Source organism: Pantoea sp. CFCC18179, assembly GCF_059412405.1.
In genome coordinates, this window is the sequence record NZ_JBNBPM010000001.1 from 822,959 (window position 1) to 847,451 (window position 24,493).

Below are 24,493 nucleotides of genomic sequence, written 5' to 3' on the forward strand. Positions count from 1 at the left end.
GCATGCACTTCGGTGCATGCTTTTTTTTGCCCACTATTTCACTGGCATAAACCTGTTGCTGCGCTAACACTGATTGATGTCTGCTCGTTCCATCGTAGGGTCGCCATTCATGGTGACCGAAACGCTAACCAGCAAATGTTATCGGCCAATTGCGAGGAATATTATGAACAGTGATGTACACAGCCGCCGTTTGCAGGCCACGCCGCGCGGCGTCGGTGTGATGTGTGATTTCTATGCCGTCAAAGCCGAAAATGCCACGGTGTGGGATCAAACGGGTCGCGCTTACACCGATTTTGCCGCAGGAATTGCGGTGCTGAATACCGGCCATCGTCATCCCAATGTGATGGCGGCGGTGCAGCAACAACTCGAATGCTTCACCCACACCGCGTTTCAAATCATTCCTTATGAAAACTACATCCAACTCGCCGAGCGCCTGAATGCGTTGGTGCCGATTGCTGGTGCCGTGAAAACCACCTTTTTCTCTAGTGGCGCAGAAGCGGTAGAAAACGCGGTGAAAATCGCGCGTGCCGCAACCGGTCGTCCCGGCATTATCGCTTTCACCGGCGCATTTCATGGTCGCACCAACATGACGATGTCGCTTACCGGCAAAGTGGTGCCATACAAAACCGGTTTCGGGCCGTTTGCCAGCCCGGTATTCCATGCTCGCTATCCCAACACCTTGCATGGCGTGAACGTGGCTGCTGCGCTGGAAAGTCTGGAAGCCATTTTCCGCAGCGATATCAGCCCACAGCAGGTTGCGGCGATTATCTTCGAACCGGTTCAAGGCGAAGGCGGCTTTTATAGCGCGCCGCCGGAATTTGTCGTTGCGTTGCGTGAGTTGTGCGATCGCCACGGCATATTACTGATTGCCGATGAAATCCAAACCGGCTTTGCGCGCACCGGAAAACTGTTCGCCAGCGAATACTATGCAGTGCAGCCCGATCTGATCACCATGGCGAAGAGTCTGGCGGGCGGCTTCCCGCTCTCGGCGGTTTCTGGACGTGCGGAAGTGATGGATGCGCCAGAATCTGGCGGGCTTGGCGGCACGTATGCAGGCAGTCCACCGGCGATTGCTGCGGCGTTGGCGGTGCTGGATATCATCGAAGAAGAATCGTTATGCGAGCGCGCAAATCAGTTGGGCGGCAGATTAAAAGCGGCGTTGCAGCGTGCAGATTGCCAATCGTTGGTCGAAGTGCGCGGCTATGGTTCGATGATTGCGGCAGAATTTAATGATGCAGCAGGAAAACCGTCGGCGGAGATTGCCAAGGTCATTCAACAGCAGGCGCTGGAACAAGGATTGATTCTGCTGACCTGCGGCGTGTACGGCAATGTAATCCGATTCCTCTATCCGCTGACCATTCCTGATGCGCAGTTTGATGTGGCTTTGGATTTACTAACGCGCATCCTGCGCGAGCATTAACGGTAGCGAGAGTTTGGTCGCCATGAATGGCGCCCCTACAAATTCATAGGGCGCGCATTCATGCGCAACAGCGAGATTACGCTTCGTTGCTCTGTTTACGGCGTGCCGCATCGCTATTGCGGCTCAGCCACAGTGACAACGCTTTCAATGAATCATCGGTGAACTCATCACAACGCGCGGTAATCTCTTCCGGCGTCATCCAGAAAATCTCATCCACTTCTTCTTCCTGCATCGCAAACGGGCCATGTGATACGCAGCTGAACAGCCCGCCCCACACGCGGCAATGCTGATCTTCGAAGTAGAATTGGCCGTGTTCAGCGAACGGAACGGCAGCGATACCAAGTTCCTCTTCCGCTTCACGACGTGCGGATTCCAGCAGGTCTTCACCGCTCTGCACCACGCCACCGGCTGTGGCATCAAGCATGCCCGGCATGAAGTCTTTAATTTCAGTACGACGCTGCACCAGAATTTTGCCCATGCCATCGTGCACCACAATATATGTGGCGCGATGACGCAGACATTGCGCACGCATCTGCGCACGGCTGGCCTGCGCAATGACTTCGTTCTCTTCGTTAACGATATCAACCCACTCGATACCGTCACCTGCCGTTTGATCCACCATCCGTAACCCTTTTCTGTTTTCGGCGTGCCCAGCACGCGCCTGTTTGCCATGCTTTATTAGAATGAGCGGTAAGGTAAAGCGTTCTTTTCGCCATCGCAAGGCGCATCGTGCTTAGCGTGTTTTGCCCGATTCAGCTAACCACAATTGCACCGATGCACGCTGCCACTGGAACTCAGCATAGTGCTGCAATTTCACCGGTAACGTATCGCCGTGCAGCGCTAAACGATTAATCATCACCGCCAAATCGGTATCGGCAATCGACCATTCGCCAAACAGATTTTGCTGCCCATCCGGCAACATACGCTGCACAGCAGCAATCAGTTTGCTGGCCGCTTGTTCACCTGCCGCCGTCAAAGGAGCAAAGCGTTCACCGGCAAACAGCACTTCGGTAGGACGTTCCGATCGCAGCGCCATCAAGTCACTGCGCAGCCACGCCTGCACTTCACGCGCGTGGGCGCGCTTTTCCCGATCGCGCGGATAGAGTCGCTCAAACTCAGGCGCGGGAAAACGCTCTTCCAAATATTCGGCAATAGCGGAAGATTCCGTCAAGACCACCTCATCAATTTGCAGCGTTGGCACGCGGCAGGTGAGAGACAGCGCACGATACTCTTCTTCCCACTGCGCATTCTGCGATAAATCCACGCGCTTGAGGGTAAAGGGAATGCCCTTTTCGGTCAGCGCAACATACACCGACATGGCGTAAGGACTGAAGAAGGAAGCATCGGACCACAAGGTAATGGTTGGATAATTCATTGGCGCCTCGGGTAAACGTCAGGTGTGCATCATGTTTACCGATTTTTAATTATTAAGGCAATGGTGCGCTGGTCGGATCTTTGATCACTAAGTCCAACGCTGACTGCACCTTTTTATTCATAAGCGTAAGGCCAATCACGCTGCGCGCACGCTTCTCTTCTATGCTGAATCTGAGCGGATAAAAAATTACAAGGAGGCTCAACATGCACTTGCTTATCACCGGCGGCACCGGCCTGATTGGTCGCCATCTGATCCCACGCTTATTGCTGCTGGGACATAAAATCAGCGTGGTGACGCGCGATGTCGCCGCCGCACGCGACAAACTCGACGCCAGCGTGGCGCTGTGGTCTGGCATTAATCAGCAGACCGATTTGAATGGCATTGATGGCGTGATCAATTTAGCGGGCGAACCGATTGCCGACAAACGCTGGACCGAACAGCAAAAGCAGCGGCTGTGTGAAAGCCGCTGGCAAATCACCGAACAGCTGGTATCGCTGATTCATGCCAGCTCGCAACCACCGCAATTTTTAATCTCCGGTTCAGCCACTGGCTTTTATGGCGATACCGGCGATTTGGTATTAACCGAAGACGATCCGGGTCACGATGAGTTTACCCATGAACTGTGCGCGCGCTGGGAGCAGCTGGCGTTAACCGCACAGAGCGATCGTACGCGCGTCTGCTTGCTGCGCACCGGCGTGGTGTTAGCCAAAGAAGGTGGCGCGCTGGCGAAAATTAAGCTGCCGTTCAAACTCGGCGTGGGCGGGCCCATTGGCAGCGGCAAACAGTATTTGCCGTGGATTCATGTCGATGATCTGGTTAACGCCATTTTGTGGCTGATAGATCACTCAGAACTGCGTGGGCCGTTCAATATGGTCGCGCCTTATGCGGTACGCAACGAGCAGTTTGCCGCCACATTGGGCCACGTGATGCATCGCCCGGCCTTTATGCGCACGCCTGCTAGCGCGATTAAATTGATGATGGGTGAATCAGCGGTGTTGGTGTTGGGTGGACAACATGTATTGCCGAAACGCTTAGAAGAGTCAGGCTTTGGATTTCGTTGGTACGATTTGCAGGAAGCGTTGCAGGATGTCGCCAGTTAATCGTTCGGTGCACATGATTGTGCACCGAACCTTCGTAGGATTGCCATTCATGGCGACCGATTAACTGCGCTGCTGCGCAACCTGTGATTTAAGCGTCGCCGGTTCGCGCGTATGTCCCGGCTGCGGCACGCGAATGATAAAGGTCAACACGCCGGCAAACACATACAGCGCGGTATACGCCCACACCACACCGACGATATCGAAGAACGGCAACAGTACAGAAGCAATCGCCGGTGCGACAAAGTTACTTAACCCGGCCGACAGATTATAAATCGATACCGCTGCGCCTTTGTGATGCGGCTCCAAGGTTGGGAATACCGCGGTCATTGGCACGAACGCCGCGACAAAAATCCCCAACATGACCGCCGGAATCAGCGCCACCCAGAAATTATGTCCGGCATACAGCGGCAGGTAGTAAAACGCCAGGCTGGAGATCGCCATACCAAGGCAACCAAACCAACGCACCTGACGGATCCAACCCAATTTTTCGCCGGTGATACCCCAGAAAATATTGGTGAAAATGGTGACGAAGAAGAACACCGCCCAAATTTGCAGCCATTCGGAAATGCTAAAGCCCAGGCGATCAACGAACAGCAGCGGCATGATGATGGCAAAGCCAAACAGCGACAGCGTATTGATGATGCGAATCAGGCAGGCGTAGAACACGTGTTGATTGGTAAACAGAATGGTGACGGCACGCGACATCTCGGTCATTTTATCGCGCAGCGGCAAATTGACGCGAGAACGATCCACCGGCACATTGCGCAAGCTGAAATACGCCAACACGCCGCCGCATGCCACCCAAATGATCGCCAGCCACAAAGTACCGGTTTCGCCGAGCATTGGGATGGTCAGACTTGGCAAATAGCTGCCGACCACGCCGATACCGACGGAATACATCGCCCAGAACCAACCGGTCGCAGCAGCCAGTTTTTCACGCGGCAGCACTTGCACCAGCATCATCATGAACGAGTAGATAAACAGCGGATACGCCAACCCGCGAATGCCGTAGAACAGCACCATCAGCGGATAGTTGCGCATGCCCAAGCCCAGCGACATAAACAGCGTGTGCATTACTATCCACAGCACGAAACCAATCATCATCGCGCGCTGCGGCGTAATCAGTTCCGCCACCACACCCGATGCCCACGCCGCTAATGCCGCCGCTAAGCCATAAAAGGTAAACACCACCGCCGACTGTGCCGGAGTGAAACCCATATCGGTGATGTGGCGCGACAGGAACGCCATTTCGAAGCCATCACCGGCCATGAAAATGGCGATGGCGAGAAAGCCCCAGAACATTTTTTTCGGCAAGCCAAACCAGTAATCATTCGATTGCATCTCATTCATCCTCTGTTTGGAATTATTCAGGCAGCAGCGCACGCGCTTGCTGTTGTTGTGCATAGAGCGTGCGGAACAGATGCAACCGCTGTTGCAGCACTTTGCCACGCGCGGCATCGGGCAAATAGCGCGCCTGCACCGGCGGTTTCAGGCACACTTCGCTCTCCAAGCCGCCAGCGGCCAGCCACGCCAGACGTGCGGCGCCCAATGCGCCCGAAGCGCTGGCGGGATGGGTGACGATCGGCAGTTGCAGCACATCGGCGATCAATTGCGCCCACAAGGTGCTGCGCGCCCCGCCGCCGGTCAGACTGCATTGCTGAATTTGGCGCTGCGCATCGCCCAGCACCGCGAAGCCATCGGCAAGACCAAACGCCACGCCTTCAATCACCGCGTAACCCAACAGCGCGCGCGGCGTTTCGTGGCGCAGGTTGAAGAAGGAACCGGAGGCATCAGGATCGTTATGCGGCGTGCGTTCGCCAGAAAGATAAGGCAGGAAAACCGGTGCGCGACGGCGTTGTTCATCGCTGAGTTGCGCCATCTCTTCCATCAGTTGGCTTTCCGTCACCGACAGCAAATTGCACAACCAGCGCAGGCAACTGGCGGCGCTGAGCATCACGCTCATCTGGTGCCAGCGGCCCGGCAACGCGTGGCAAAACGCATGCACGCCAGATTGCGGATCGGCCAGCAAGCGGTCGTTAACCACGAAAATCACGCCAGAGGTGCCGAGCGAAATAAACGCGTCGCCGGGATTCACCGCGCCGACACCCACCGCCGAAGCGGCATTGTCGCCACCGCCGCCCGCGACACACACCGATGCCGATAAGCCCCACTCGCTGGCGAGATCGGCGTGCAGCGTGGCACTGATCGCACTGCCCTCCACCAGTTCCGGCATCTGATCGCGCGTCAGCCCGGTGATCGCCAGCAGTTCGTCAGACCAATCGCGCTTTGCCACATCAAGCCACAGCGTCCCCGCCGCATCCGACCGTTCACTGACAAAATGCCCGGTTAAGCGCCAGCGCAGATAATCTTTCGGCAGCAACACTTTGTCGATTTGCTGGAAAATCTCTGGCTCCTGCTCCGCCACCCAGCGCAGTTTTGGTGCGGTGAAACCCGGCATGATCATGTTGCCGCTGATCTGCATCATCTGCGGATGTTGCTGACTCAACGCTTCACACTGCGGCGCGCTGCGCGTGTCATTCCACAGAATGCACGGACGCAGCACCTTGCCTTGCTTATCCAGCAGCACCGCACCATGCATCTGCCCCGACAAACCGATGGCGCGAATTTCGCTCCAGGCGGACGCCGCTTGTTGACGTAGCGCAGAAATCACCTCGCCGCAGGCTTGCCACCAGCGCTCAGGATCTTGCTCCGCCCAATGGGCGTGCGGACGCTGGACCGTGAGCGTGGCGTGATTTGAGGCGACAATTTCGCCCTGCGCGTTAATGATCAGTGCTTTCAGTTCTGAGGTGCCGATATCAATGCCGAGATACATGATGCGCTCCTTACACCGCAGCCAGCGTGCGTTCGGGCTGCTTCAGCCATTGCTGCAAATCGGCCACGCTGCGCGTCACCAGCGCATGGAAGGCTTTGTCCTGCGCCAGTTCACCAAACAGCGCGCTATCGCTAAGAAACGCTTCCAACGCATCGGCGCGGGCAAACTGCTGGCGCAAGGCATCGGCTTGCAGCGCGCCATCCTGATATTGATACGGCAATTGGTCATTGGCCCAGCGTTGCAGGAACAGGAAGAACAGCGCAGGCAGCACCGCCGTTGCATGCGGTTCTGCACCGCGTTGATAGCATTCGCGCAGCGTTGGCGTCACCATGCCGGGAATTTTCGACAGACCATCCGCGCCGACGCGCTGGTTGGTGTCTTTGATGTAAGGATTACTGAAGCGCGCCAGTACCACGTCACGATAGTCGGCCAAATCGAGCGGGCTCGGCGACAGCGATGGCATCACATCCTGCGTCACGTAGTCATACGCCAGCTGATAAATCGCCGGTTGGCGCGTGCTGTCGTCAATGTAATTGAGACCAATCAGCGTGCCGGCCCAGGCAATCGCTGCATGTGTAGCGTTGAGGATGCGGATTTTCGCCTCTTCCCACGGCAGCACCGAATCAACCAGCTCAACACCCACCTTCTCCAGCGCCGGACGGCCAGCAATAAAGTCATCCTCAATCACCCATTGAATGAAGGATTCCGCCATCACCGCCGCGCCATCATCTTTACCGGTAGCCGCCTTCACCCGATCAGCCACATCTGGCGTTGGGCGTGGCGTAATGCGATCGACCATGGTGTTAGGTGATGTGGTGTGATCACGCACCCAATCCGCTAACGCGCGATCGCCTTTAGCAGCGAGAAACGCCAGAAAACCGTCGCGAAAACGTTCGCCGTTATGACGCAGATTGTCGCAGTTCAGCAACGTCACAGGCGCGCCGCCCTTTGCCACACGTTGCGCCAGGATACGCGCTAAGGTGCCATAAAGGGTGCGGATATCGCCGTTGATATCGGCCTGCACGTCTTGTTGCGTCAGGTCGAGTTGATGTTCCGACGTCAAGTAATAGCCCGCTTCGGTCACAGTAAAGCCGATTACTCGGGTTTCAGCTTTCGCGCCCTGCTGCACCAATGCACTGATTTCGTTATCCCACGGCAGAATTTTGCGCAGTGAAGTGATGGTTTCATATTCCCGCTCACCTTCTGGCGTCACGGTTTCCAACACGTATTCACCGTTTTGTGCTTGTAGTTGATTGAGCAACGGCACCGCATCGTTGCGGATGTTGCCGAGCGCAATGCTCCAGCTATCGTCACCTTGCTCACGCAACTTATGCAGATACCACGCCTGATGAGCACGATGAAAAGATCCTGCGCCAATGTGCATCCACACTGATTGATTTGTCATAGCCGCCTCAAAATAAACATTTGCCACGATTAAGGGCATTTGCCCGATTGCGTGTAGCATAGTGCGTGCGGCGACGATGATTCTGCGAGCAACGTCACAATTAATACTTTTGCTCTTTTTTGGGGCTTTTGCTCAATTAACACTTTACGACGTTCTCGCGCTAACATGGCGCACCGGTTTTGGCGGAACAGCGTGATGAGCAGAGAAGAGAAAAAACAAGAACTGGCAGCGCGTGCGGCCTGGATGTATTACGTGGCGGGTGTGACGCAACAAGAGATTGCGCGCGCATTGGGATTGTCGCGTCAGGTAGCGCAGCGCTTGGTTTCCAGCGCGCGTGAAATGGGCATGGTCAGCGTCAAAATCGATCATCCAGTTACGCATTGCTTGCATCTGGCACGCGAAATTGAAGAAAAGTTTGGTCTGAATCTGTGCCGCGTGGTGCCATCGGCCAATCTCGACGATGAGGCGATCCAGCAGATGCTGGCGGTGGAAGGCGCGGCGGTGATGTCGCAATACATCAACGAAGAGCAGCCGCAGGTATTCGGCATTGGTTCCGGTAAAACTTTGCGATCAATGATCGATGCGCTGCCGTGGGTTGAACGTCCCCAGCATCAATGCGTCTCGATGATTGGCGCGATTGCGCGTGATGATTCAGGTACGCGCTACGATGTGCCGCTGAAAATGGCGGAGAAGATGCAGGGCAAGTATTACTTCATTCCCGCGCCGCTGTATGCCGATACGCCCGCTGATAAAGCGATGTGGGTTCAGCATCAGGTTTATCAACGCGTGACGCAGCGCGCATTGCAGGCCGATGTGGCGTTTGTCGGTATTGGCGAAGTCCAGCCCGGCTGTCCATTGCATGCCGAAGGTTTTATTACCGATGCACAAGTTGCCGATCTCAACGCACGCGGTGTCGTCGGTGAGATGCTTGGACATTTTTTCAATCAGCAAGGTGAGCGTGTGTTGAGTGAAACCGATGAGTTGCTGACCAGCGTATTGCTTGAAAGCCAGACGCAGCGACAGATTATTGGTTTTGCCGGTAGCGAACGAAAATACCCGGCAATTCTTGCTGCGCTACAGGGCGGTTGGGTCGCGGGTTTGGTGACTGATGAAGATACGGCGCTGAAGTTGCTGCGGGATTGAAGCGGCTGCGCAGCTATGCGCAACCGCGGGCGTAGGGTCGCCATTAATGGCGACCTGGTCAATTACTTTAACGAACCTTTAAGAAACTGCTGCAAGCGCGGGCTTTTTGGATTGCCAAACAGCTCATCCGGCGTGCCTTGCTCCTCGATCTTACCCTGATGCAGGAAAATCACGTGATTGGAGACATGACGAGCAAACTCCATCTCGTGCGTTACCACCACCATGGTTTTCCCCTCTTCCGCCAGCTTCTGCATGATACGCAGCACTTCGCCGACCAATTCAGGATCGAGCGCTGAGGTGGGTTCATCAAACAGCAGCACTTCGGGTTCCATCGCCAACGCACGTGCAATCGACACACGCTGCTGCTGACCACCAGACAGATGCACCGGATATTTGGCGCGCGCACGCTCGTCGATACCCACTTTATCCAGATACTTAATCGCACGCTCACGCGCTTCGGCTTTGCTCAAGCCCAGTACCTGAATCGGCGCTTCGGTGACGTTATCCAGCACCGTCATGTGGCTCCACAAATTGAAGTGCTGGAACACCATGGTCAGACGCGTGCGCAGCATACGCAGCTGCTCTTTGTTAGCGACTTTCAGCTGGCCATCGGTGTCGCGCACCAGATTGATCGGCTGATTGTTGACGTTAATCGTGCCTTCACTCGGTTTTTCGAGGAAGTTAATGCAGCGCAGAAAAGTACTTTTCCCGGAACCGGACGAGCCAATAATGCTGATCACATCGCCGGCATTCGCCTGCAGTGACACGCCTTTCAGAACTTCATGTTCACCGTAACGCTTGTGCAGTTCGGTAACGCTTAATTTATTGTCGGCCATAGTGATACTCAATGCGATGAAGAAGGTTTTACGTGCGCAAGGAAGCGACGTTCGGCTTTACGGAACAGGCTAATCAACACGTAAGAGATAATCAGATACAGCACCGCAGCGATGCCAAAAGCGGTAAACGGCTGATAAGTCGCCGAGTTGATATCGCGTGCGATTTTCAGCAGATCCGGCACCGTGGCAGTAAACGCCAGCGCGGTGGAGTGCAGCATCAAAATGACTTCGTTACTGTAAGCCGGCAACGCGGTACGCAGCGCCGAAGGCAAAATAATGCAGCGATAAAGCTTAAACGGCGAGAAGCCATAAGCACGCGCCGCCTCGATTTCTCCGTGCGGCACGGCACGAATCGCACCGGCAAAAATTTCAGTGGTGTAGGCGCAGGTGTTAAGCGTGAACGCCAGCAGCGTACAATTCAGGCCGCTGCGGAAGAAGGCGTTTAACAGTTCGGTGCCTTTGACGATTTCCAGCGTGTACATGCCGGAGTAAAACACCAGCAACTGCACATACAGCGGCGTGCCGCGAAACACGTAGGTGAACAGCCAAACCGGCGTGGAGATAAAGCGATTTGACGATACGCGTGCAATCGCCAGCAGTACCGCCAGCGAACCACCAATCACTACGGAAAGAATCAATAACCACAGCGTAATCGCGATGCCGGTGAAACGATAACCGTCGGTCCAGAGCAGTTGTTTCCAATATTCCTGAATAATCTCGATCATAGCTCTGCCCTTTTCACACCTACGGTGTAGCGGCGTTCAAGCCACCACAACACGCCATTCGATAGCGTGGTAAACACCAGATAAATCACTCCCGCGACAATCGCGAAGTAGAACGGCTGCCAGGTACTTTTCCCGGCCAGTTGAGTCGCTTTCACCACGTCTTCCAGACCAAGCAGCGATACCAACGCGGTGGCTTTCAAAATTACCTGCCAGTTGTTGCCGATGCCCGGCAGCGCAAAACGCATCATCGCCGGGAACAAGATACGGCGGAAAGTTTGCGAACCGGTGAATCCAAAGGCGGTGGCCGCTTCGATCTGCCCTCTCGGCACCGCCAGGAACGCGCCGCGGAAGGTTTCGGTAAAGTAAGCGCCGTAGATGAAACCGAGCGTGATGATACCGGCGACCATCGGGTCGATATCAAACTGCGCCAGGCCAAGTGCATCGGTGAGGGTATTCAGGGCGATCTGCAAACCATAGAAGATCAGCAGCATGAGTACTAAATCGGGTACACCGCGAATCAGCGTGGTGTAACCTTCAAAAATCATCGCCAGCAGGCGATTGCGGGAAAGTTTGGCGCCAGCGCCAATTAAACCGAGCACCACCGCCAGCAACACCGAGCTGAGCGCCAGCTCCAGTGTGACAAGGGTGCCCTTGAGGATTACATCAGAATAGCCATACAACATGGGTTCAATCCTGTCGTGAGGGTAAAAAACAAACGCTGCCCAACTGACGGACAGTCCTAACCAGGAGATTTGAATCGCAGGATGGATGGCGGCAAGCGTATGAAGCCGGGCAGTTTACATAAGTAAGCGCCCGGAGTGAATACTTATGACCCACCTTCCTGCAATTCAAACAGCACGATCAGGAACAGAACTGTTAGTCGCCGTACACGTTAAAATCAAAATACTTCTTGGCAATCTTGTCGTAAGTGCCGTCTTTACGCATGTCGGTAAAGGCTTTATCAATCGCGGCTTTCAGATCGGCATCATCTTTACGCAGGCCCATACCGGTACCGACGCCGAAGATTTTGTCGTCTTTCACTGCCGGACCGGCAAATGCATAATTTTTGCCCACTGGCTGTTTCAGGAAGCCTTCGCTCGCCTGCACTTCGTCCTGGAACGCGGCATCAATACGGCCAGCATTCAGATCCTGATACACCAGATCCTGGTTAGCGTATGGCGTCACAGTGACACCTTTTGGCTGCCAGTTCTCCTTCGCATAGGTTTCTTGCGTGGTGCCTTGCAGCAGGCCGATGTTTTTGCCTTTCAGCGATTCAATGGTCGGTTGCAGCGTAGAACCTTTCGGCGCGACTAAACGCGCGTTTGCGGCGTACAGCTTCTCGGAGAAGGCGATCTCTTCCTGACGCTTTTCAGTGATCGACAGGGATGAAATGATGGCGTCGATTTTCTTGGCTTTCAGCGACGGGATCAGCGCATCGAAGTCACTTTCCACATAAGTACATTGGGTCTTGATACGCTTACAAATTTCGTTTGCCAGATCGATATCAAAGCCAACCAGTTGGCCTTGCGCGTTCTTGGATTCGAATGGCGGATAAGTCGGGTCAGTTCCGATGCGCACATTTTTCGGCACGGCGGCGAAAACACTCGCGCTACTTGCCATCGCCAGCATCAGAGAAAGAGCCAAAACTCGCTTTTTCATAGGTAACCCTCAAGTGAAGTGCTTATTGTTATGTGGTTCGTGATGTGTTGTTGGTTTGCGCTGAAAGATGTGCACGTTTCATGCCAGTTATGCGAATCGGCTAAAGCATGCGCAAGCGCACTAAATACCGCACCGATAAGCGGCGCAAGCACTTAGTTTGTGAGGGAAATATAACAGCGGTGTGAGGAAGAAAAAGCGACATTGTTAACTTTTGGTGCACAAGATGCACGAAGAGTGATCGCGCACGCGAAATTGCACACAAGCAGTGCATTAATGCACCGTTATGCGCCATTCCAGCGAGTGAAAAGATCTTCAGGTAACTCGATATCGAACTGGTCCAGCACACGATTGATGGTTTGATCAACCAGGTCACCAATCGATTGTGGACGATGATAGAACGCGGGCACCGGCGGCATAATCAGCGCGCCCAACTCGGCAGCGGTGGTCATCATGCGTAAGTGGCCCAAATGCAGTGGCGTTTCGCGCACGCACAACACCAGCTTGCGCTGCTCTTTCAACACCACATCGGCGGCGCGCGTCAATAAGCTATCGCTGTAGCTGTGCACAATGCCCGACAGCGTTTTCATCGAACAGGGCGCAATCGCCATGCCGAGCGTTTTGAACGAGCCGGACGAAATACTGGCCGCAATATCGCGCACGTCATGCACCACATCAGCCATCGCTTGCACATCGCGCAGGCTGTAATCCGTTTCCAGCGCCAGGGTTTGTCGTGCCGCAGGACTGATCACCAAATGGGTTTCCACATCGGCGAGCGGTTGCAGCACTTGCAACATGCGCACGCCATAGATCGCGCCGCTGGCGCCGGAAATACCAATGATCAGTCGTTTCATAATTCAGCCTTACCCGTTCAGATTGCGGCAATGATAGCGGCTCCCTGAACAAAAATACAAAAACAAACAGGGCGGGATTGCGCCCGCCCTGTTGATGCTATGCCACAACGTGGAAATTAACCTTCGTTATGCAGCTCCAAACCTTCGACTTCGGTCTGACGTGCAATGGCTTTGGAATCGTCATTACGCAGCGACTGCAAATACTCAAGGTACTGTTGATCGACATCTTTGGTGACGTAAATACCGTTGAACACCGAGCACTCGAAGTTGGCGATATCCGGATTCTCTTCGCGCACCGCTTCAATCAGATCGTTAAGATCCTGGAAAATCAGCGCATCCGCTTTGATCAGCTGGCAAATCTCGTCAACTTCACGACCGTGTGCAATAAGCTCAGTGGCGCTTGGCATATCGATGCCATAGACGTTCGGGAAACGAATTTCCGGTGCCGCTGAGGCGAGATACACTTTCTTGGCGCCCGCTTCACGTGCCATCTCAATAATCTGCTCTGAGGTGGTACCACGCACGATGGAATCATCCACCAGCAACACGTTTTTATCGCGGAACTCAGCACGGTTGGCGTTCAGCTTACGGCGAACCGCGCTGCGGCGCTGCTGCTGGCCCGGCATGATAAAGGTGCGGCCAACATAGCGGTTTTTCACGAAACCTTGACGATACGGCTTGTCGAGGATGCGGGCGATTTCCAGCGCGATATCGGTGGAAGTTTCCGGAATCGGAATCACCACGTCGATATCCAAATCTTCCCACTCACGCGCAATTTTGTTGCCCAACTTGGTGCCCATGCGCACACGTGCGCTGTACACCGAAATTTTGTCGAGGAAGGAATCCGGACGGGCAAAGTACACGTATTCGAACAAGCACGGATTGGTTTTCGGGTTCTCGGCACATTGACGGGTAGAAAGCTGGCCTTGTTCGGTGATGTACACCGCTTCGCCTGGCGCGACGTCACGAATGAACTCGAAGCCCAGGGTATCCAGCGCCACGCTTTCCGAGGCCACCATGTATTCAGTGCGACCATCTGCAATCACGCGCTTGCCCAGCACCAGCGGACGAATGCCGTTGGGATCGCGGAACGCCACCATGCCGTGACCGATGATCATCGAAACCACTGCGTAAGCGCCGCGCACCTGCTGATGCACCGCCGCCACCGCAGCAAAAATGTTGTCCGCTTCCAGCGGGTAATGCTGAAAACGATCCAGTTCCTGCGCGAAGATGTTCAGCAGGATTTCGGAGTCTGAGGTGGTATTAACGTGACGGCGACCCGTTTCGAACAGTTGCTTACGCAGCTCGTGTGCGTTGGTCAGGTTACCGTTGTGCGCCAATGTGATGCCGTAAGGCGAATTCACATAGAAAGGCTGCGCTTCAGAGGCGCTGGAGCTGCCTGCTGTGGGATAACGCACGTGACCAATCCCGATGTTACCCTGCAAACGCTGCATGTGGCGCGCTTCGAACACATCACTGACCAAACCATTGGCTTTACGCAAACGGAAGCAGTTAATAGCATCGATGGTACAAATGCCGGCGGCATCCTGCCCGCGGTGCTGAAGCACCGTTAACGCGTCATAGATTGACTGGTTTACTGGCATAAAACCGGTGATACCAACAATACCGCACATATTGTCTTTTCCTCATTAGCCGCACGCCCGATGGTGTCACCGGGGTAAAAAACTCGACGTACTTTTCAGGTAATCAAAGAACCACCTGATGATGTAACTGAATTCGGGGATAAGTTGCGACTGTTGCCAGTCGGGGCTTTTCGAGAAGCCGGTGAATGTATCGAGGAAAAAGAGCATAGCAGATACGATCAGTACGCCACGCAACGCCCCGAAACAGACCCCCAACACCCTGTCGGTTCCCGACAAGCCAGTTTTCTCAACCAGCGAGCCGATGACATAGTTGACGATGGCACCCACAATAAGGGTGGCAACGAATAACACCGCGATGGCGATGCCGTTGCGAACCAGTTCGTCACTGAAACCGGTAAACCAGACTGCAAGGTAGGCGTAATAATGACTGGCGACAAAGAACGCGCATCCCCAGGTAACGAGAGATAAGGCTTCACGGACAAACCCACGAATCAGGCTGACCAAAGCCGAAAAACCAACTACCGCAATAATGACGTAATCAATCCAGATCATGAACTCTTCCAGCCCAGTGCTATTGCACCCCTGCATCCAGTTCGGGGCGCATTCTAACAGAAAAAGAAAACGTTTGCGTAGGGTTTTCCGGTTCTGCATCCGTAAAAAGGGCGATGAAAAAAACTTTCCTCGCCCGATGGGATATCAATCTTTTAATTGACTGATATTAAATACTTTTTCAATTACGCTTCGCTAATCATGTGCAATTTAGTCGCGCCTTTTACTGCTATCGGCGCGACTTATCAACGCATTATCTCGCGCTATACGGCTTCACTACGCCGCCCAGACCAGAAATGCTTTGCAGCTCACTTAATGAACTCTGCAACTTGGCCTTAGAGGCATCCGGACCGACATAAATGCGGGTAATCGATCCCTGCACCGGCGTGGAAGGAACGGTAAAGGCACGATAACCGGAGAGTCGCAGCTGCGCCACAATCTCACTCACTTTCGCCGCGTTCTTCAGCGCACCAAGCTGCACCACAAATGCCTGACCCGCAGGCGCTTCTGGCTCACTCTGCTTCGGCGTTTCAGTTGGCTTGCTCTGCTCAACCGGTTTCGGTTGTTCGACCGGCTTCGGTTTCGGTTGTTCTACCGGTTTTGGCTTCGGTTGTTCCACCGGCTTCGGTTTCGGCTGCTCGACCGGTTTTGGCTTCGGCTGTTCTACCGGTTTCGGCTGAACTTGCTGATGTACCGGCGGCGGCGTCACCACACTCGGTTCGGTATTCTGCGCCGGTTGCGTGCTGCCCGTGGTCGCCGTTTTGCCACCTTCCTGATTCTGCGCCGCGCTGGCACCTTCTGGCGGTTGCGACGGTAAAGGTTGCGTCACCGGTGGCACCATTTCGCTATCCTGCTGATCGTCCGGTTTCGGCACCAGCGGGATCGCGGCGAACTCTTCTTTATAATGCTTTTTCTTACCGTCCAGCAGGCCCGGCAGCACGATGACGCCAATCGCCACCAGAATGACCGTACCGACTAAGCGATTTTGAAACTTACTTGCCACTGCCGTTCTCCGCTGTCATCGATTCCATAACTTGCGCTACGGTGTGGAAAGATCCACAGACCAGAATCACATCTTCGGGACGCGCCTGCTGGCGCGCCGCTTGCCACGCAGCATCCACATTGCGGTATGCTACGCCACCTTCCAGATGTGCTATCAGCTCATCCGCTGAAGCACCGCGCGGGCCATCAAGCGGCGCGCAGTACCAATGATTCACCTGCGGGGCCAGCGCCGCCAACGTTCCGGCGATGTCTTTATCATGCAGCATGCCAACCACCGCATGCACCTGGCCGTTGTGAGGCAACTCAGCCAAACGCGAAGCCAGATAATAAGCGGCATGCGGATTGTGCGCCACATCCAGAATCACGCGTGGCGATTCGCTCACGGACTGGAAACGCCCCGGCAAAATCGCCAGCGGCAGATGCTGGCGAATGATCGCCTCACTCACCTGCAAACCCGATGCACGCAGCGCGGTCAATGCCGTTGCCGCATTCGGCAATGGCACTTGCGGTAGCGGCAGATCGCGCAGCTCACCGTGCGCATCCTGCAACATCCAGCTATCACCGGTTTGCTGCCACTGCCAATCACGATTGCGCTGCAACAGTTGCGCGCCCTTCTCAGCTGCTACATCGGCGATGGTACTCGGCATATCGGCTTCACCCACCACCGCCGGTTTACCTGCACGGAACACGCCGGCTTTTTCACGGCCGATACTTTCGCGATCCGGCCCCAGCCAATCGGTGTGATCGAGTGCGATACTGGTGATTACCGCCACATCGGCATCGACGATGTTAGTGGCATCTAGACGACCGCCAAGGCCAACTTCGAGGATCACGACATCAAGATTGGCATCGCGGAACAGATTTAGCGCCGACAAGGTGCCAAACTCAAAATAGGTGAGTGAGATTTCACCACGTCCCGCTTCAATGCTGGCGAAACTGGCGCTGTGTAGCGCTTCATCCAGTTCAGTACCCTGCACGCGCACCCGCTCGGTATAGCGCATCAGATGAGGCGAACTGTAAACGCCCACGCGATAACCCGCGGCCATCAGCAGCGTTTCCAGTGTACGGCAAGTGGTACCTTTGCCGTTGGTACCGGCGACGGTGAAGATAAACGGAGCGGGTTTGAGCAAGTCGAGACGTTCAGCGACGCGTTGAATACGGTCCAGGCCGAGTTCAATGGCCTGAGAATGCAGGTGCTCAAGATAATGAAGCCACGTGGCCAAAGGCGACGTGGCTTGAGGGAGAAGAGAATTGTCCATGTGTCCCGTTTACTGATTTACGGTGCATTGGTAAAAAGGCGCATCGCTGCGCCTTTCCGTTGCCTGTCAGGCTTCGTTGCTCTCCGGCTCAGCCGCGTTAGGCTGATCACCATCCAGCACTGGCGCTGGCAGGTTCATCATTTTCGCCAGCAGGCTTGCCAGCTTAAAGCGCATTTCCGGACGACGGATGATCATGTCGATCGCGCCTTTTTCAATCAGGAACTCACTGCGCTGGAAGCCCGGCGGCAGTTTTTCACGCACGGTCTGCTCGATAACGCGTGGACCGGCAAAGCCGATCAGAGCTTTCGGCTCCGCTACGTTGAGATCGCCCAACATTGCGAAGCTCGCAGAGACGCCACCCATGGTTGGGTCGGTCAATACAGAGATGTACGGCAAGCCGCGCTCCTGCATTTTCGCCAGTGCAGCACTGGTTTTCGCCATCTGCATCAGGGATTGCAGCGCTTCTTGCATACGCGCACCGCCAGAAGCGGAGAAGCAGATCAGCGGGCAGTTGTCTTCCAACGCCTGCTCAACACCCCGTACAAAACGCGCGCCAACCACAGAACCCATTGAGCCGCCCATAAAGGAGAACTCAAACGCCACTGCCACAACCGGCATGCCGTGCAGCGTACCTTTCATGGTGATCAGTGCGTCTTTCTCGCCGGTATCTTTCTGTGCAGCGACCAGACGATCTTTGTACTTCTTGGAGTCGCGGAACTTCAGCAGATCCTTTGGCTCCAGCTCGCTTCCCAGCTCAACCAGCGAACCCTCATCCAGCATGCTATGCAGACGCTCACGAGCGTGCATGCGCATGTGATGGTCGCACTTCGGGCAGACCTCGAGGTTACGCTCCAGTTCGGCGCGGTACAGCACCTGACCACAGCTATCGCACTTGGTCCACACCCCTTCCGGGATGCTGGCTTTGCGCGTTGGCGTGGTAGTGCTTTTATTCAGTATGCGTTCAATCCAGCTCATTGATGACCTTTCTATTTAATGCTGACCTGGTCCAGTCTTCTCGTTACTGCTGAAATCACCTTCAGCAGGCCGTAAATGTCGCTCATTAAACCACAACCCGTTCACGCTGTGGATAAAAATCTGGTTACGGCGTTACTGTGACTTCTGCTGACGCGCCTGACGACGATGACGCCACACTTCAATGACGCCTGGCAGTATCGAAACCACGATAATGCCAACAATCAGCAACTTGAGGTTCTCTTGTACTACCGGCAAATCACCAAACAGGTAACCGGCATAAGAGAACAACAGCACCCACAGCAGCGCGCCCGTAACGTTAAAGAGCGCAAAGTGGCGATAAGACATGTGCCCCATCCCTGCCACAAAGGGGGCAAAGGTTCGCACGATTGGCACAAAGCGCGCAAGTATAATGGTTTTGCCGCCGTGGCGATCGTAGAACGCGTGGGTTTTATCCAGATAGCTGCGACGGAAAATTTTCGAGTTCGGATTGCTAAACAGCTTCTCACCGAACAGACGACCAATAGTGTAGTTCACCGCATCACCGAGGATGGCGGCGATCACCAGCAAAGTCACCATCACATGCACGTTGAGATCGTTGCCAGGCAACGCCGCTAGCGCGCCAGCCACAAACAGCAGCGAGTCGCCCGGCAAGAACGGGGTAACCACCAAACCGGTTTCACAGAACAGAATCAAGAACAGAATGGCGTAGATCCACACGCCGTACTGCGCCACCAACTCCGCCAAATGCACATCAATATGCAGAATAAAATCGATTAGAAAGTGGATGAATTCCATACGTCTCCCCGACGTCCATTAATTAACGGTTAATCTGCAAGGAACAACGGTCCCAACGCAGGCTGAGGTAATGCAAAGTGGGATGGATAATCCACCGCCACCAAATAGAGCCCCTCGGCTTTGGCGGTCGCCGCCGCCAACGTACGATCTTTCGCGGCTAACAGCGTCGCCATCCACTCTTCAGGCTGATTGCCGCAACCTATTTCCATCAGGCTGCCAACAATGTTGCGCACCATGTGATGTACAAAGGCGTTGGCTTTGATATCCACCACCACATACGGACCATGACGCGTCACATTCAGATGCATCACGTTGCGCCACGGCGTACGTGATTGGCACTGCACCGCGCGGAACGAGGTAAAGTCGTTCTCGCCAATCAACACTTGACCGGCGCGCTGCATTTTTTCCACATCCAGCGGATGGTAAAAATGGGTAATGCCTTGCGCCAGAATCGCCGGACGCAGCCGATGGTTGTAAATCACATAACGATAACGCCGTGCGGTGGCGCTAAAACGCGCATGAAACTCTTCCGGCACCGCTTTCACCCAACGCACCGCGATGTCCGCCGGCAGATTGGCATTCACGCCTAACGTCCAGGCGGCATCAGCGCGTGGCGAAGTGGTTTCGAAATGCACCACTTGTCCGGTGCCATGCACACCGGCATCGGTGCGGCCGGCACAAAACACCACCACCGGATGATCCGCCACTTTCGACAGCGCTTTTTCCAGCTTTTCCTGCACGCTACGCACTTCGTTTTGCCGCTGCCAGCCGTAATAACGGCTGCCATCGTATTCAATACCCAACGCCAGCTTAAGCGTCTTACCTTCAGGTAACATTAATAGAAATACTCCTGCACCAGCTTCTCGGCAGTTTTCACTGCCATCAGTGCACCGCCGAAGCGGACGTTGTCGGATACCGACCAGAATTGCAGCTGTTCTGGCATGCCATAATCGTTGCGCACGCAGCCGATGCTCAGCACATCGCTACCAGAAGCATCACCCACTTGCGTTGGATAATCGCTCTCTTCAGTCAGATTGATATCACCGCCACGGCCCAGTTCATCACGCGCTTCTTCCGCTGACAGTGGACGCAGATTCTCAACGTGCACGATCTGCGCATTGCCATAAAACACCGGCGCTTGAATGCTGGTCACAGCAATCGGCAAACCTTCGTCCTGCAACACTTTACGCACCTGTTCAACCACGCGGCGCTCGCTCTCAACGCTGCCGTTGCTGTCAGCTAACAGCGGCAACATGTTGAACGCCAACTGGCGGCCAAAATAGTGGGTTTCCGCCGGAACACCATTGAGTAAACGCGCGCTTTCGCCCGCCAAACCATCTACCGCGGCTTTACCGTGGCTGGAAGCGGCGATCAGGTTAGTTACCTGCAAACGGCTCAAACCGGCCAGATCCACCAGCGGTTTGATGGCGCACAGCAGCTGGCTTACCAGGCTATCCGCAACGGTGATGATGTTGCGATTACGATAATCAGCCAGCACTTGCGGATTGACGTCTGGCACCACCAGCGGCACATCCGGCTCCAGCGCGAACAGATCGCTGCTGTCGATCACCAAACAACCCTGGCTGGCAGCTTCTTCGGCATAGCGCGCCGACGCTTCACGTCCGGCAGTAAAGAACGCCAGTTGTACCTGCGTCCAGTCAAATTCTGCCGCGTCTTGCACGATTACGGTACGTCCCTCAAAACGTTTGTTTTCACCAGCACCGTTTTCACTTGCCAGCAAATACAACTCACCAACCGGGAACTGGCGTTCAGCCAGCAGTTCCAGTACAGCGTTCCCTACTGCGCCTGTTGCGCCTAAAAGCGCGATATTCCAGCCGTCAGACATGTTGGTTTACTCCAGACAATGACACAAAAACAGAAGGCGGTGAAAACACCGCCCGAGATTTAGGATTTTTCCCGCACATTATCGCAGGTGATTGAATTAACTTTACAAACTGGCGCGAAAGCCGAGTTGATTGAGCATCGCCGCCGTCTCGGCATCATCGCAATTTACCTGCAACGATGACCATTCACGACGCTCTTCATATTGTTTGCGCAGGCGATCAAACTCGCCCGGCTGCGCAGCCACTTTACGCAGCGGCGCATCATCGCGGCGCACATCATACACCAGATGCACCAGGCGTTTTAGCGTTGGCTGATCGAGTTTGCCGCGTAACGTAACAGAGCCAAATTCTGGCGCAGGCAACAGGCTATCAAGCGAGACCTGCTGCGGCTGACCGATAAATTCACACCAGGCTTCAAACACTTGCGTGGTACCGCGCGCTTTGCCCTCCAGCGTGTAACCGGCGATGTGTGCGGTAGCAATATCGACTTTATCCAGCAGATCCAGTGACAGATCCGGTTCCGGCTCCCACACATCCAGCACTACGCTGAGATCGTGACGCATTTTCAGCACTTCCAGCAGCGCGGCGTTATCCACCACCGCACCGCGACAGGCGTTGATCAGAATGGTATTGGGTTTCAGCGCCATCAGCAGCGCCGCATCAGCCAGATGCCAGCTTTTATACGGGCCATCTTTGAACAGCGGCGTGTGGAAAGTCAGGATATCGGCCTGCGCGACCAGCTCATCCAGTGAATGGAATGCTTCCTGATCGCCACGATCGGCGCGCGGTGGATCGCACAGCAGGGTTTTCACGCCCCATGCTTCAAGCCGCTTCTGCAATCTGCCACCGACATTGCCGACGCCAACAATGCCAACGGTACGTTCGCGCAGCGCAAAGCCATCGCGCTCGGCCAGCAGCAGCAGTGAAGAGAACACATATTCCACCACCGCAATCGCGTTACAACCCGGCGCCGCCGAGAAGCTAATACCGGCCGCCGCCAGCGATGCATCGTCAACGTGATCGGTGCCCGCCGTCGCGGTGCCAACAAATTTCACTGGCGTTCCCGCTAACAGCGCCGCGTTGACTTTGGTGACCGAGCGCACCATCAGGCCGTCGGCATCTTGCAGCTCGGCTTCTGGCAGCGGACGTCCCGGCACGGCGACAACATCGCCAGTGCGGCTGAACAGTTCACGGGCATAAGGCATATTTTCATCGACGAGAATTTTCACTGCGGCGGTCCTGTCTGCGAAGAATTTTGAGGCGCGTATTTTGCCATAAAGCCGGAGATTAACCTAACCGGCTGCGATAGCGATCGGGCGTGGTGCCGGCCTGTTGCTGGAACATCACAATCAGCGCCGACGCCGAACTGTAGCCCAGTTCATGCGCGATGCCCTGCACGCTGCAACCCTGCTCCAGCAAAGCGATAGCGCGCAAAAAACGTAAACGCTGCCGCCATTCGCTGAACGACATATTCAGCTGCTGCTGACAACGTCGCGCCAGCGTACGCTCGGTGGTGAACACCCGCTTCGCCCATTGTGCCAGTGTGGTGTTGTCGCCGGGATGCGCTTCAAGCGCGCGCAAAATCGGCGCGAGAAATTTGTCATCCGACATCGGCAAATAGCTGTTGTGCACCGGCGCTACACGCAGCCGATCAATCAGCACTTCACATAAACGCCAATCGGCTTGCGTTTGCGGTTGCTCCAGTTCACGGGATGCAAACTCGCTCATGACAGCATGCACAATGCCATCGACATGCAGCAGGCAGGCTTTATCCGGCATATCAGTGCAAAGATCGGCGGCAAGATTGAAGGTGCAAAAACGCGCGTAATTGTGGTTGTAGCTGCTGTGGCGATGGCCGGGCGGGATCCAGATCGGCATATCGGCGGGCGTCAGCAGACGTTCACCTTCCACTTCCATCTCCAGCACATGGCTAGTGACGAATATCGCCTGCCCCCAATCGTGCGCATGCGGCAGATATTCAGTTTTGGCATTGACCTCGTCGTAGCGCATGAAGAAGCGTAATAACGGCGCATCAATCGGCGGTTGATATTCGACTTGAAGATTCATTCTGTCCGGTCACTAACAAATATTGTCCGATTTTAACTATCTAGTTTAAACCGGTCAAACGTAAACTATTCGCGATTATCTGAGGAGCTGTATCATGAATTTACTGTTTCCGCTGATCGCGGTGCTGATCTGGTCGATCAACACAATCGTCAGCAAACTCTCGGCCGGCAGTATCGATCCGGCAGCGATCTCCTTTTATCGCTGGTTGCTGGCGCTGCTGGTGTTAGCGCCATTTTGCCTGCCGGGCGTATGGCGTCATCGTCACACCATTAAAGCCAACGGCTGGCGTTTATTGACGCTTGGCCTGCTCGGCATGGTGCTGTATCAAAGTCTGGCGTACTACGCGGCGCACAGCGTGTCGGCGGTGATGATGGGCATTCTTGGCGCGACCATTCCGCTGCTGACCATTTTGTTAAGCATCGTGGTGCTGCGCCTTGCGCCAACACGCGGCATCCTGATTGGCGGGATTTTATCGTTTGTCGGTTTGGTGTGGCTGGTCAGCGAAGGCAATCCTGCGCAGTTGCTCAATCAACGTCTCGGCAATGGCGAATTGATGATGTTGGCGGCATCAACCTCTTACGCGCTGTACGGCGTGTTGACGAAGCGCTGGGCAATTCCACTGCCGACCTGGCAAAGCCTGTTTGTGCAGATTTTCTTTGGCGTGCTGCTGCTGCTGCCCGGATTCCTGCGCGCGCCGGATGTGTCACTCAATCCGCATAACCTGCCGTTGGTGCTGTATGCCGGATTGTTTGCCTCAATTATTGCGCCATTCTTGTGGATCCTCGGTGTGCAGCGACTCGGCGCCAGCACCACCAGTATTTTCATGAACTTCGTACCGGCCTTTACTGCAATTATCGCAGTGATGTTCCTGCACGAGCAGTTGCATGCTTATCACTGGATTGGCGGCGGAATGACATTAGTGGGCGTGATCCTGGCGCAACGTCTGAAAACACCGCTTCGTAAGCCACGTAACGCCAGCCTGGCGGATCCCGCCGCCTGATTTTATTATCCGGAAAGGCCGCAGCCCCCGTGGATTTCCTGGGGGCTTTTG

General features: G+C 55.0%; 24 protein-coding genes. 4 read left to right on the forward strand and 20 right to left on the reverse strand.

Translation table 11 applies throughout. The annotated features are described in order from the left end of the window. Positions 1 to 163 precede the first annotated feature (163 nt). Positions 164 to 1,420, forward strand: coding sequence for a 4-aminobutyrate--2-oxoglutarate transaminase (locus tag ACPUC7_RS03815; RefSeq protein ID WP_494921823.1), 1,257 nt, complete (start codon positions 164 to 166; stop codon positions 1,418 to 1,420). Positions 1,421 to 1,496: 76 nt separating this feature from the next. Here ACPUC7_RS03815 and yfcD read toward each other — a convergent pair whose 3' ends face one another. Both yfcD and yfcF read right to left on the reverse strand, forming a co-directional pair. Then, on the reverse strand, positions 1,497 to 2,042 hold the full coding sequence (gene yfcD, locus ACPUC7_RS03820) for an NUDIX hydrolase YfcD (RefSeq protein ID WP_343553657.1): 546 nt from the start codon (positions 2,040 to 2,042) through the stop codon (positions 1,497 to 1,499). A 111-nt stretch (positions 2,043 to 2,153) separates the two neighbouring features. After that, positions 2,154 to 2,795: a glutathione transferase gene (yfcF, locus tag ACPUC7_RS03825; protein ID WP_494921824.1), complete on the reverse strand. Its 642-nt coding sequence runs from the start codon at positions 2,793 to 2,795 to the stop codon at positions 2,154 to 2,156. A gap of 203 nt (positions 2,796 to 2,998) precedes the next feature. Between yfcF and ACPUC7_RS03830 the strand changes: the two genes are divergently transcribed. After that, positions 2,999 to 3,895: a TIGR01777 family oxidoreductase gene (locus ACPUC7_RS03830; protein WP_494921825.1), complete on the forward strand. Its 897-nt coding sequence runs from the start codon at positions 2,999 to 3,001 to the stop codon at positions 3,893 to 3,895. Between the two features lie 60 nt (positions 3,896 to 3,955). Here ACPUC7_RS03830 and ACPUC7_RS03835 read toward each other — a convergent pair whose 3' ends face one another. Genes ACPUC7_RS03835 through dalD form a run of 3 tightly spaced genes read right to left on the reverse strand, consistent with a single transcriptional unit; the run spans position 3,956 to position 8,133 of the window. Then, a complete protein-coding gene (locus ACPUC7_RS03835; protein WP_494921826.1) occupies positions 3,956 to 5,236 on the reverse strand; it encodes an MFS transporter in 1,281 nt (426 codons plus the stop codon). A 22-nt stretch (positions 5,237 to 5,258) separates the two neighbouring features. Continuing rightward, a complete protein-coding gene (xylB, locus tag ACPUC7_RS03840) occupies positions 5,259 to 6,728 on the reverse strand; it encodes a xylulokinase (RefSeq protein WP_494921827.1) in 1,470 nt (489 codons plus the stop codon). A gap of 10 nt (positions 6,729 to 6,738) precedes the next feature. Next, positions 6,739 to 8,133, reverse strand: coding sequence for a D-arabinitol 4-dehydrogenase (gene dalD / locus ACPUC7_RS03845; RefSeq protein ID WP_494921828.1), 1,395 nt, complete (start codon positions 8,131 to 8,133; stop codon positions 6,739 to 6,741). A 195-nt stretch (positions 8,134 to 8,328) separates the two neighbouring features. Between dalD and ACPUC7_RS03850 the strand changes: the two genes are divergently transcribed. Continuing rightward, complete coding sequence (locus ACPUC7_RS03850; protein WP_494921829.1) at positions 8,329 to 9,276, forward strand: sugar-binding transcriptional regulator; 948 nt, start codon at positions 8,329 to 8,331, stop codon at positions 9,274 to 9,276. A 62-nt stretch (positions 9,277 to 9,338) separates the two neighbouring features. On the opposite strand, the gene hisP is transcribed toward ACPUC7_RS03850, so the two are convergent. From hisP to ACPUC7_RS03925, 15 genes are all read right to left on the reverse strand, one after another. Beyond that, on the reverse strand, positions 9,339 to 10,112 hold the full coding sequence (gene hisP, locus ACPUC7_RS03855) for a histidine ABC transporter ATP-binding protein HisP (protein WP_343553664.1): 774 nt from the start codon (positions 10,110 to 10,112) through the stop codon (positions 9,339 to 9,341). A gap of 8 nt (positions 10,113 to 10,120) precedes the next feature. Further along, on the reverse strand, positions 10,121 to 10,837 hold the full coding sequence (locus ACPUC7_RS03860; RefSeq protein ID WP_343553665.1) for an ABC transporter permease: 717 nt from the start codon (positions 10,835 to 10,837) through the stop codon (positions 10,121 to 10,123). Continuing rightward, positions 10,834 to 11,520 carry a histidine ABC transporter permease HisQ gene (locus ACPUC7_RS03865; RefSeq protein WP_343553666.1) on the reverse strand — a complete coding sequence of 229 codons (687 nt, stop codon included), beginning with the start codon at positions 11,518 to 11,520 and terminating at the stop codon, positions 10,834 to 10,836. Before ACPUC7_RS03865 ends, ACPUC7_RS03860 begins: the two co-directional genes overlap by 4 nt. A 193-nt stretch (positions 11,521 to 11,713) precedes the next feature. After that, a complete protein-coding gene (gene argT, locus ACPUC7_RS03870) occupies positions 11,714 to 12,496 on the reverse strand; it encodes a lysine/arginine/ornithine ABC transporter substrate-binding protein ArgT (protein WP_343553667.1) in 783 nt (260 codons plus the stop codon). A 281-nt stretch (positions 12,497 to 12,777) separates the two neighbouring features. Next, positions 12,778 to 13,347: a UbiX family flavin prenyltransferase gene (locus ACPUC7_RS03875; protein WP_494921830.1), complete on the reverse strand. Its 570-nt coding sequence runs from the start codon at positions 13,345 to 13,347 to the stop codon at positions 12,778 to 12,780. 116 nt (positions 13,348 to 13,463) lie between these two features. Then, positions 13,464 to 14,981, reverse strand: a complete 1,518-nt coding sequence (gene purF, locus ACPUC7_RS03880) for an amidophosphoribosyltransferase (RefSeq protein ID WP_008105199.1) — start codon at positions 14,979 to 14,981, stop codon at positions 13,464 to 13,466. Between the two features lie 36 nt (positions 14,982 to 15,017). Then, positions 15,018 to 15,503 (reverse strand): colicin V production protein, encoded by a 486-nt coding sequence (gene cvpA, locus ACPUC7_RS03885; protein WP_008105200.1) that lies wholly within the window; start codon positions 15,501 to 15,503, stop codon positions 15,018 to 15,020. Positions 15,504 to 15,753: 250 nt separating this feature from the next. Further along, positions 15,754 to 16,503 (reverse strand): cell division protein DedD, encoded by a 750-nt coding sequence (dedD, locus tag ACPUC7_RS03890; protein ID WP_494921831.1) that lies wholly within the window; start codon positions 16,501 to 16,503, stop codon positions 15,754 to 15,756. Then, positions 16,493 to 17,761, reverse strand: coding sequence for a bifunctional tetrahydrofolate synthase/dihydrofolate synthase (gene folC / locus ACPUC7_RS03895; protein ID WP_494921832.1), 1,269 nt, complete (start codon positions 17,759 to 17,761; stop codon positions 16,493 to 16,495). Before folC ends, dedD begins: the two co-directional genes overlap by 11 nt. A 66-nt stretch (positions 17,762 to 17,827) precedes the next feature. Beyond that, entirely contained in the window at positions 17,828 to 18,736 is a 909-nt protein-coding gene (gene accD, locus ACPUC7_RS03900) for an acetyl-CoA carboxylase, carboxyltransferase subunit beta (protein ID WP_343553672.1), read from the reverse strand. 132 nt (positions 18,737 to 18,868) lie between these two features. Further along, positions 18,869 to 19,531 (reverse strand): DedA family protein, encoded by a 663-nt coding sequence (locus tag ACPUC7_RS03905; protein ID WP_343553673.1) that lies wholly within the window; start codon positions 19,529 to 19,531, stop codon positions 18,869 to 18,871. A gap of 29 nt (positions 19,532 to 19,560) precedes the next feature. Beyond that, positions 19,561 to 20,367 carry a tRNA pseudouridine(38-40) synthase TruA gene (truA, locus tag ACPUC7_RS03910; RefSeq protein ID WP_343553674.1) on the reverse strand — a complete coding sequence of 269 codons (807 nt, stop codon included), beginning with the start codon at positions 20,365 to 20,367 and terminating at the stop codon, positions 19,561 to 19,563. Further along, positions 20,367 to 21,377: an aspartate-semialdehyde dehydrogenase gene (locus ACPUC7_RS03915; RefSeq protein WP_343553675.1), complete on the reverse strand. Its 1,011-nt coding sequence runs from the start codon at positions 21,375 to 21,377 to the stop codon at positions 20,367 to 20,369. Before ACPUC7_RS03915 ends, truA begins: the two co-directional genes overlap by 1 nt. Positions 21,378 to 21,479: 102 nt before the next feature. After that, the gene (pdxB, locus tag ACPUC7_RS03920; protein WP_494921833.1) at positions 21,480 to 22,604 is read right to left on the reverse strand and encodes a 4-phosphoerythronate dehydrogenase PdxB; all 1,125 of its coding nucleotides are present in this window, start codon (positions 22,602 to 22,604) and stop codon (positions 21,480 to 21,482) included. Positions 22,605 to 22,662: 58 nt separating this feature from the next. Continuing rightward, positions 22,663 to 23,442, reverse strand: coding sequence for an AraC family transcriptional regulator (locus tag ACPUC7_RS03925; RefSeq protein ID WP_494921834.1), 780 nt, complete (start codon positions 23,440 to 23,442; stop codon positions 22,663 to 22,665). Positions 23,443 to 23,536: 94 nt separating this feature from the next. On the opposite strand from ACPUC7_RS03925, the gene ACPUC7_RS03930 reads away from it, so the two are divergent. Continuing rightward, positions 23,537 to 24,442, forward strand: a complete 906-nt coding sequence (locus ACPUC7_RS03930; protein ID WP_494921835.1) for a DMT family transporter — start codon at positions 23,537 to 23,539, stop codon at positions 24,440 to 24,442. Positions 24,443 to 24,493 lie beyond the last annotated feature (51 nt).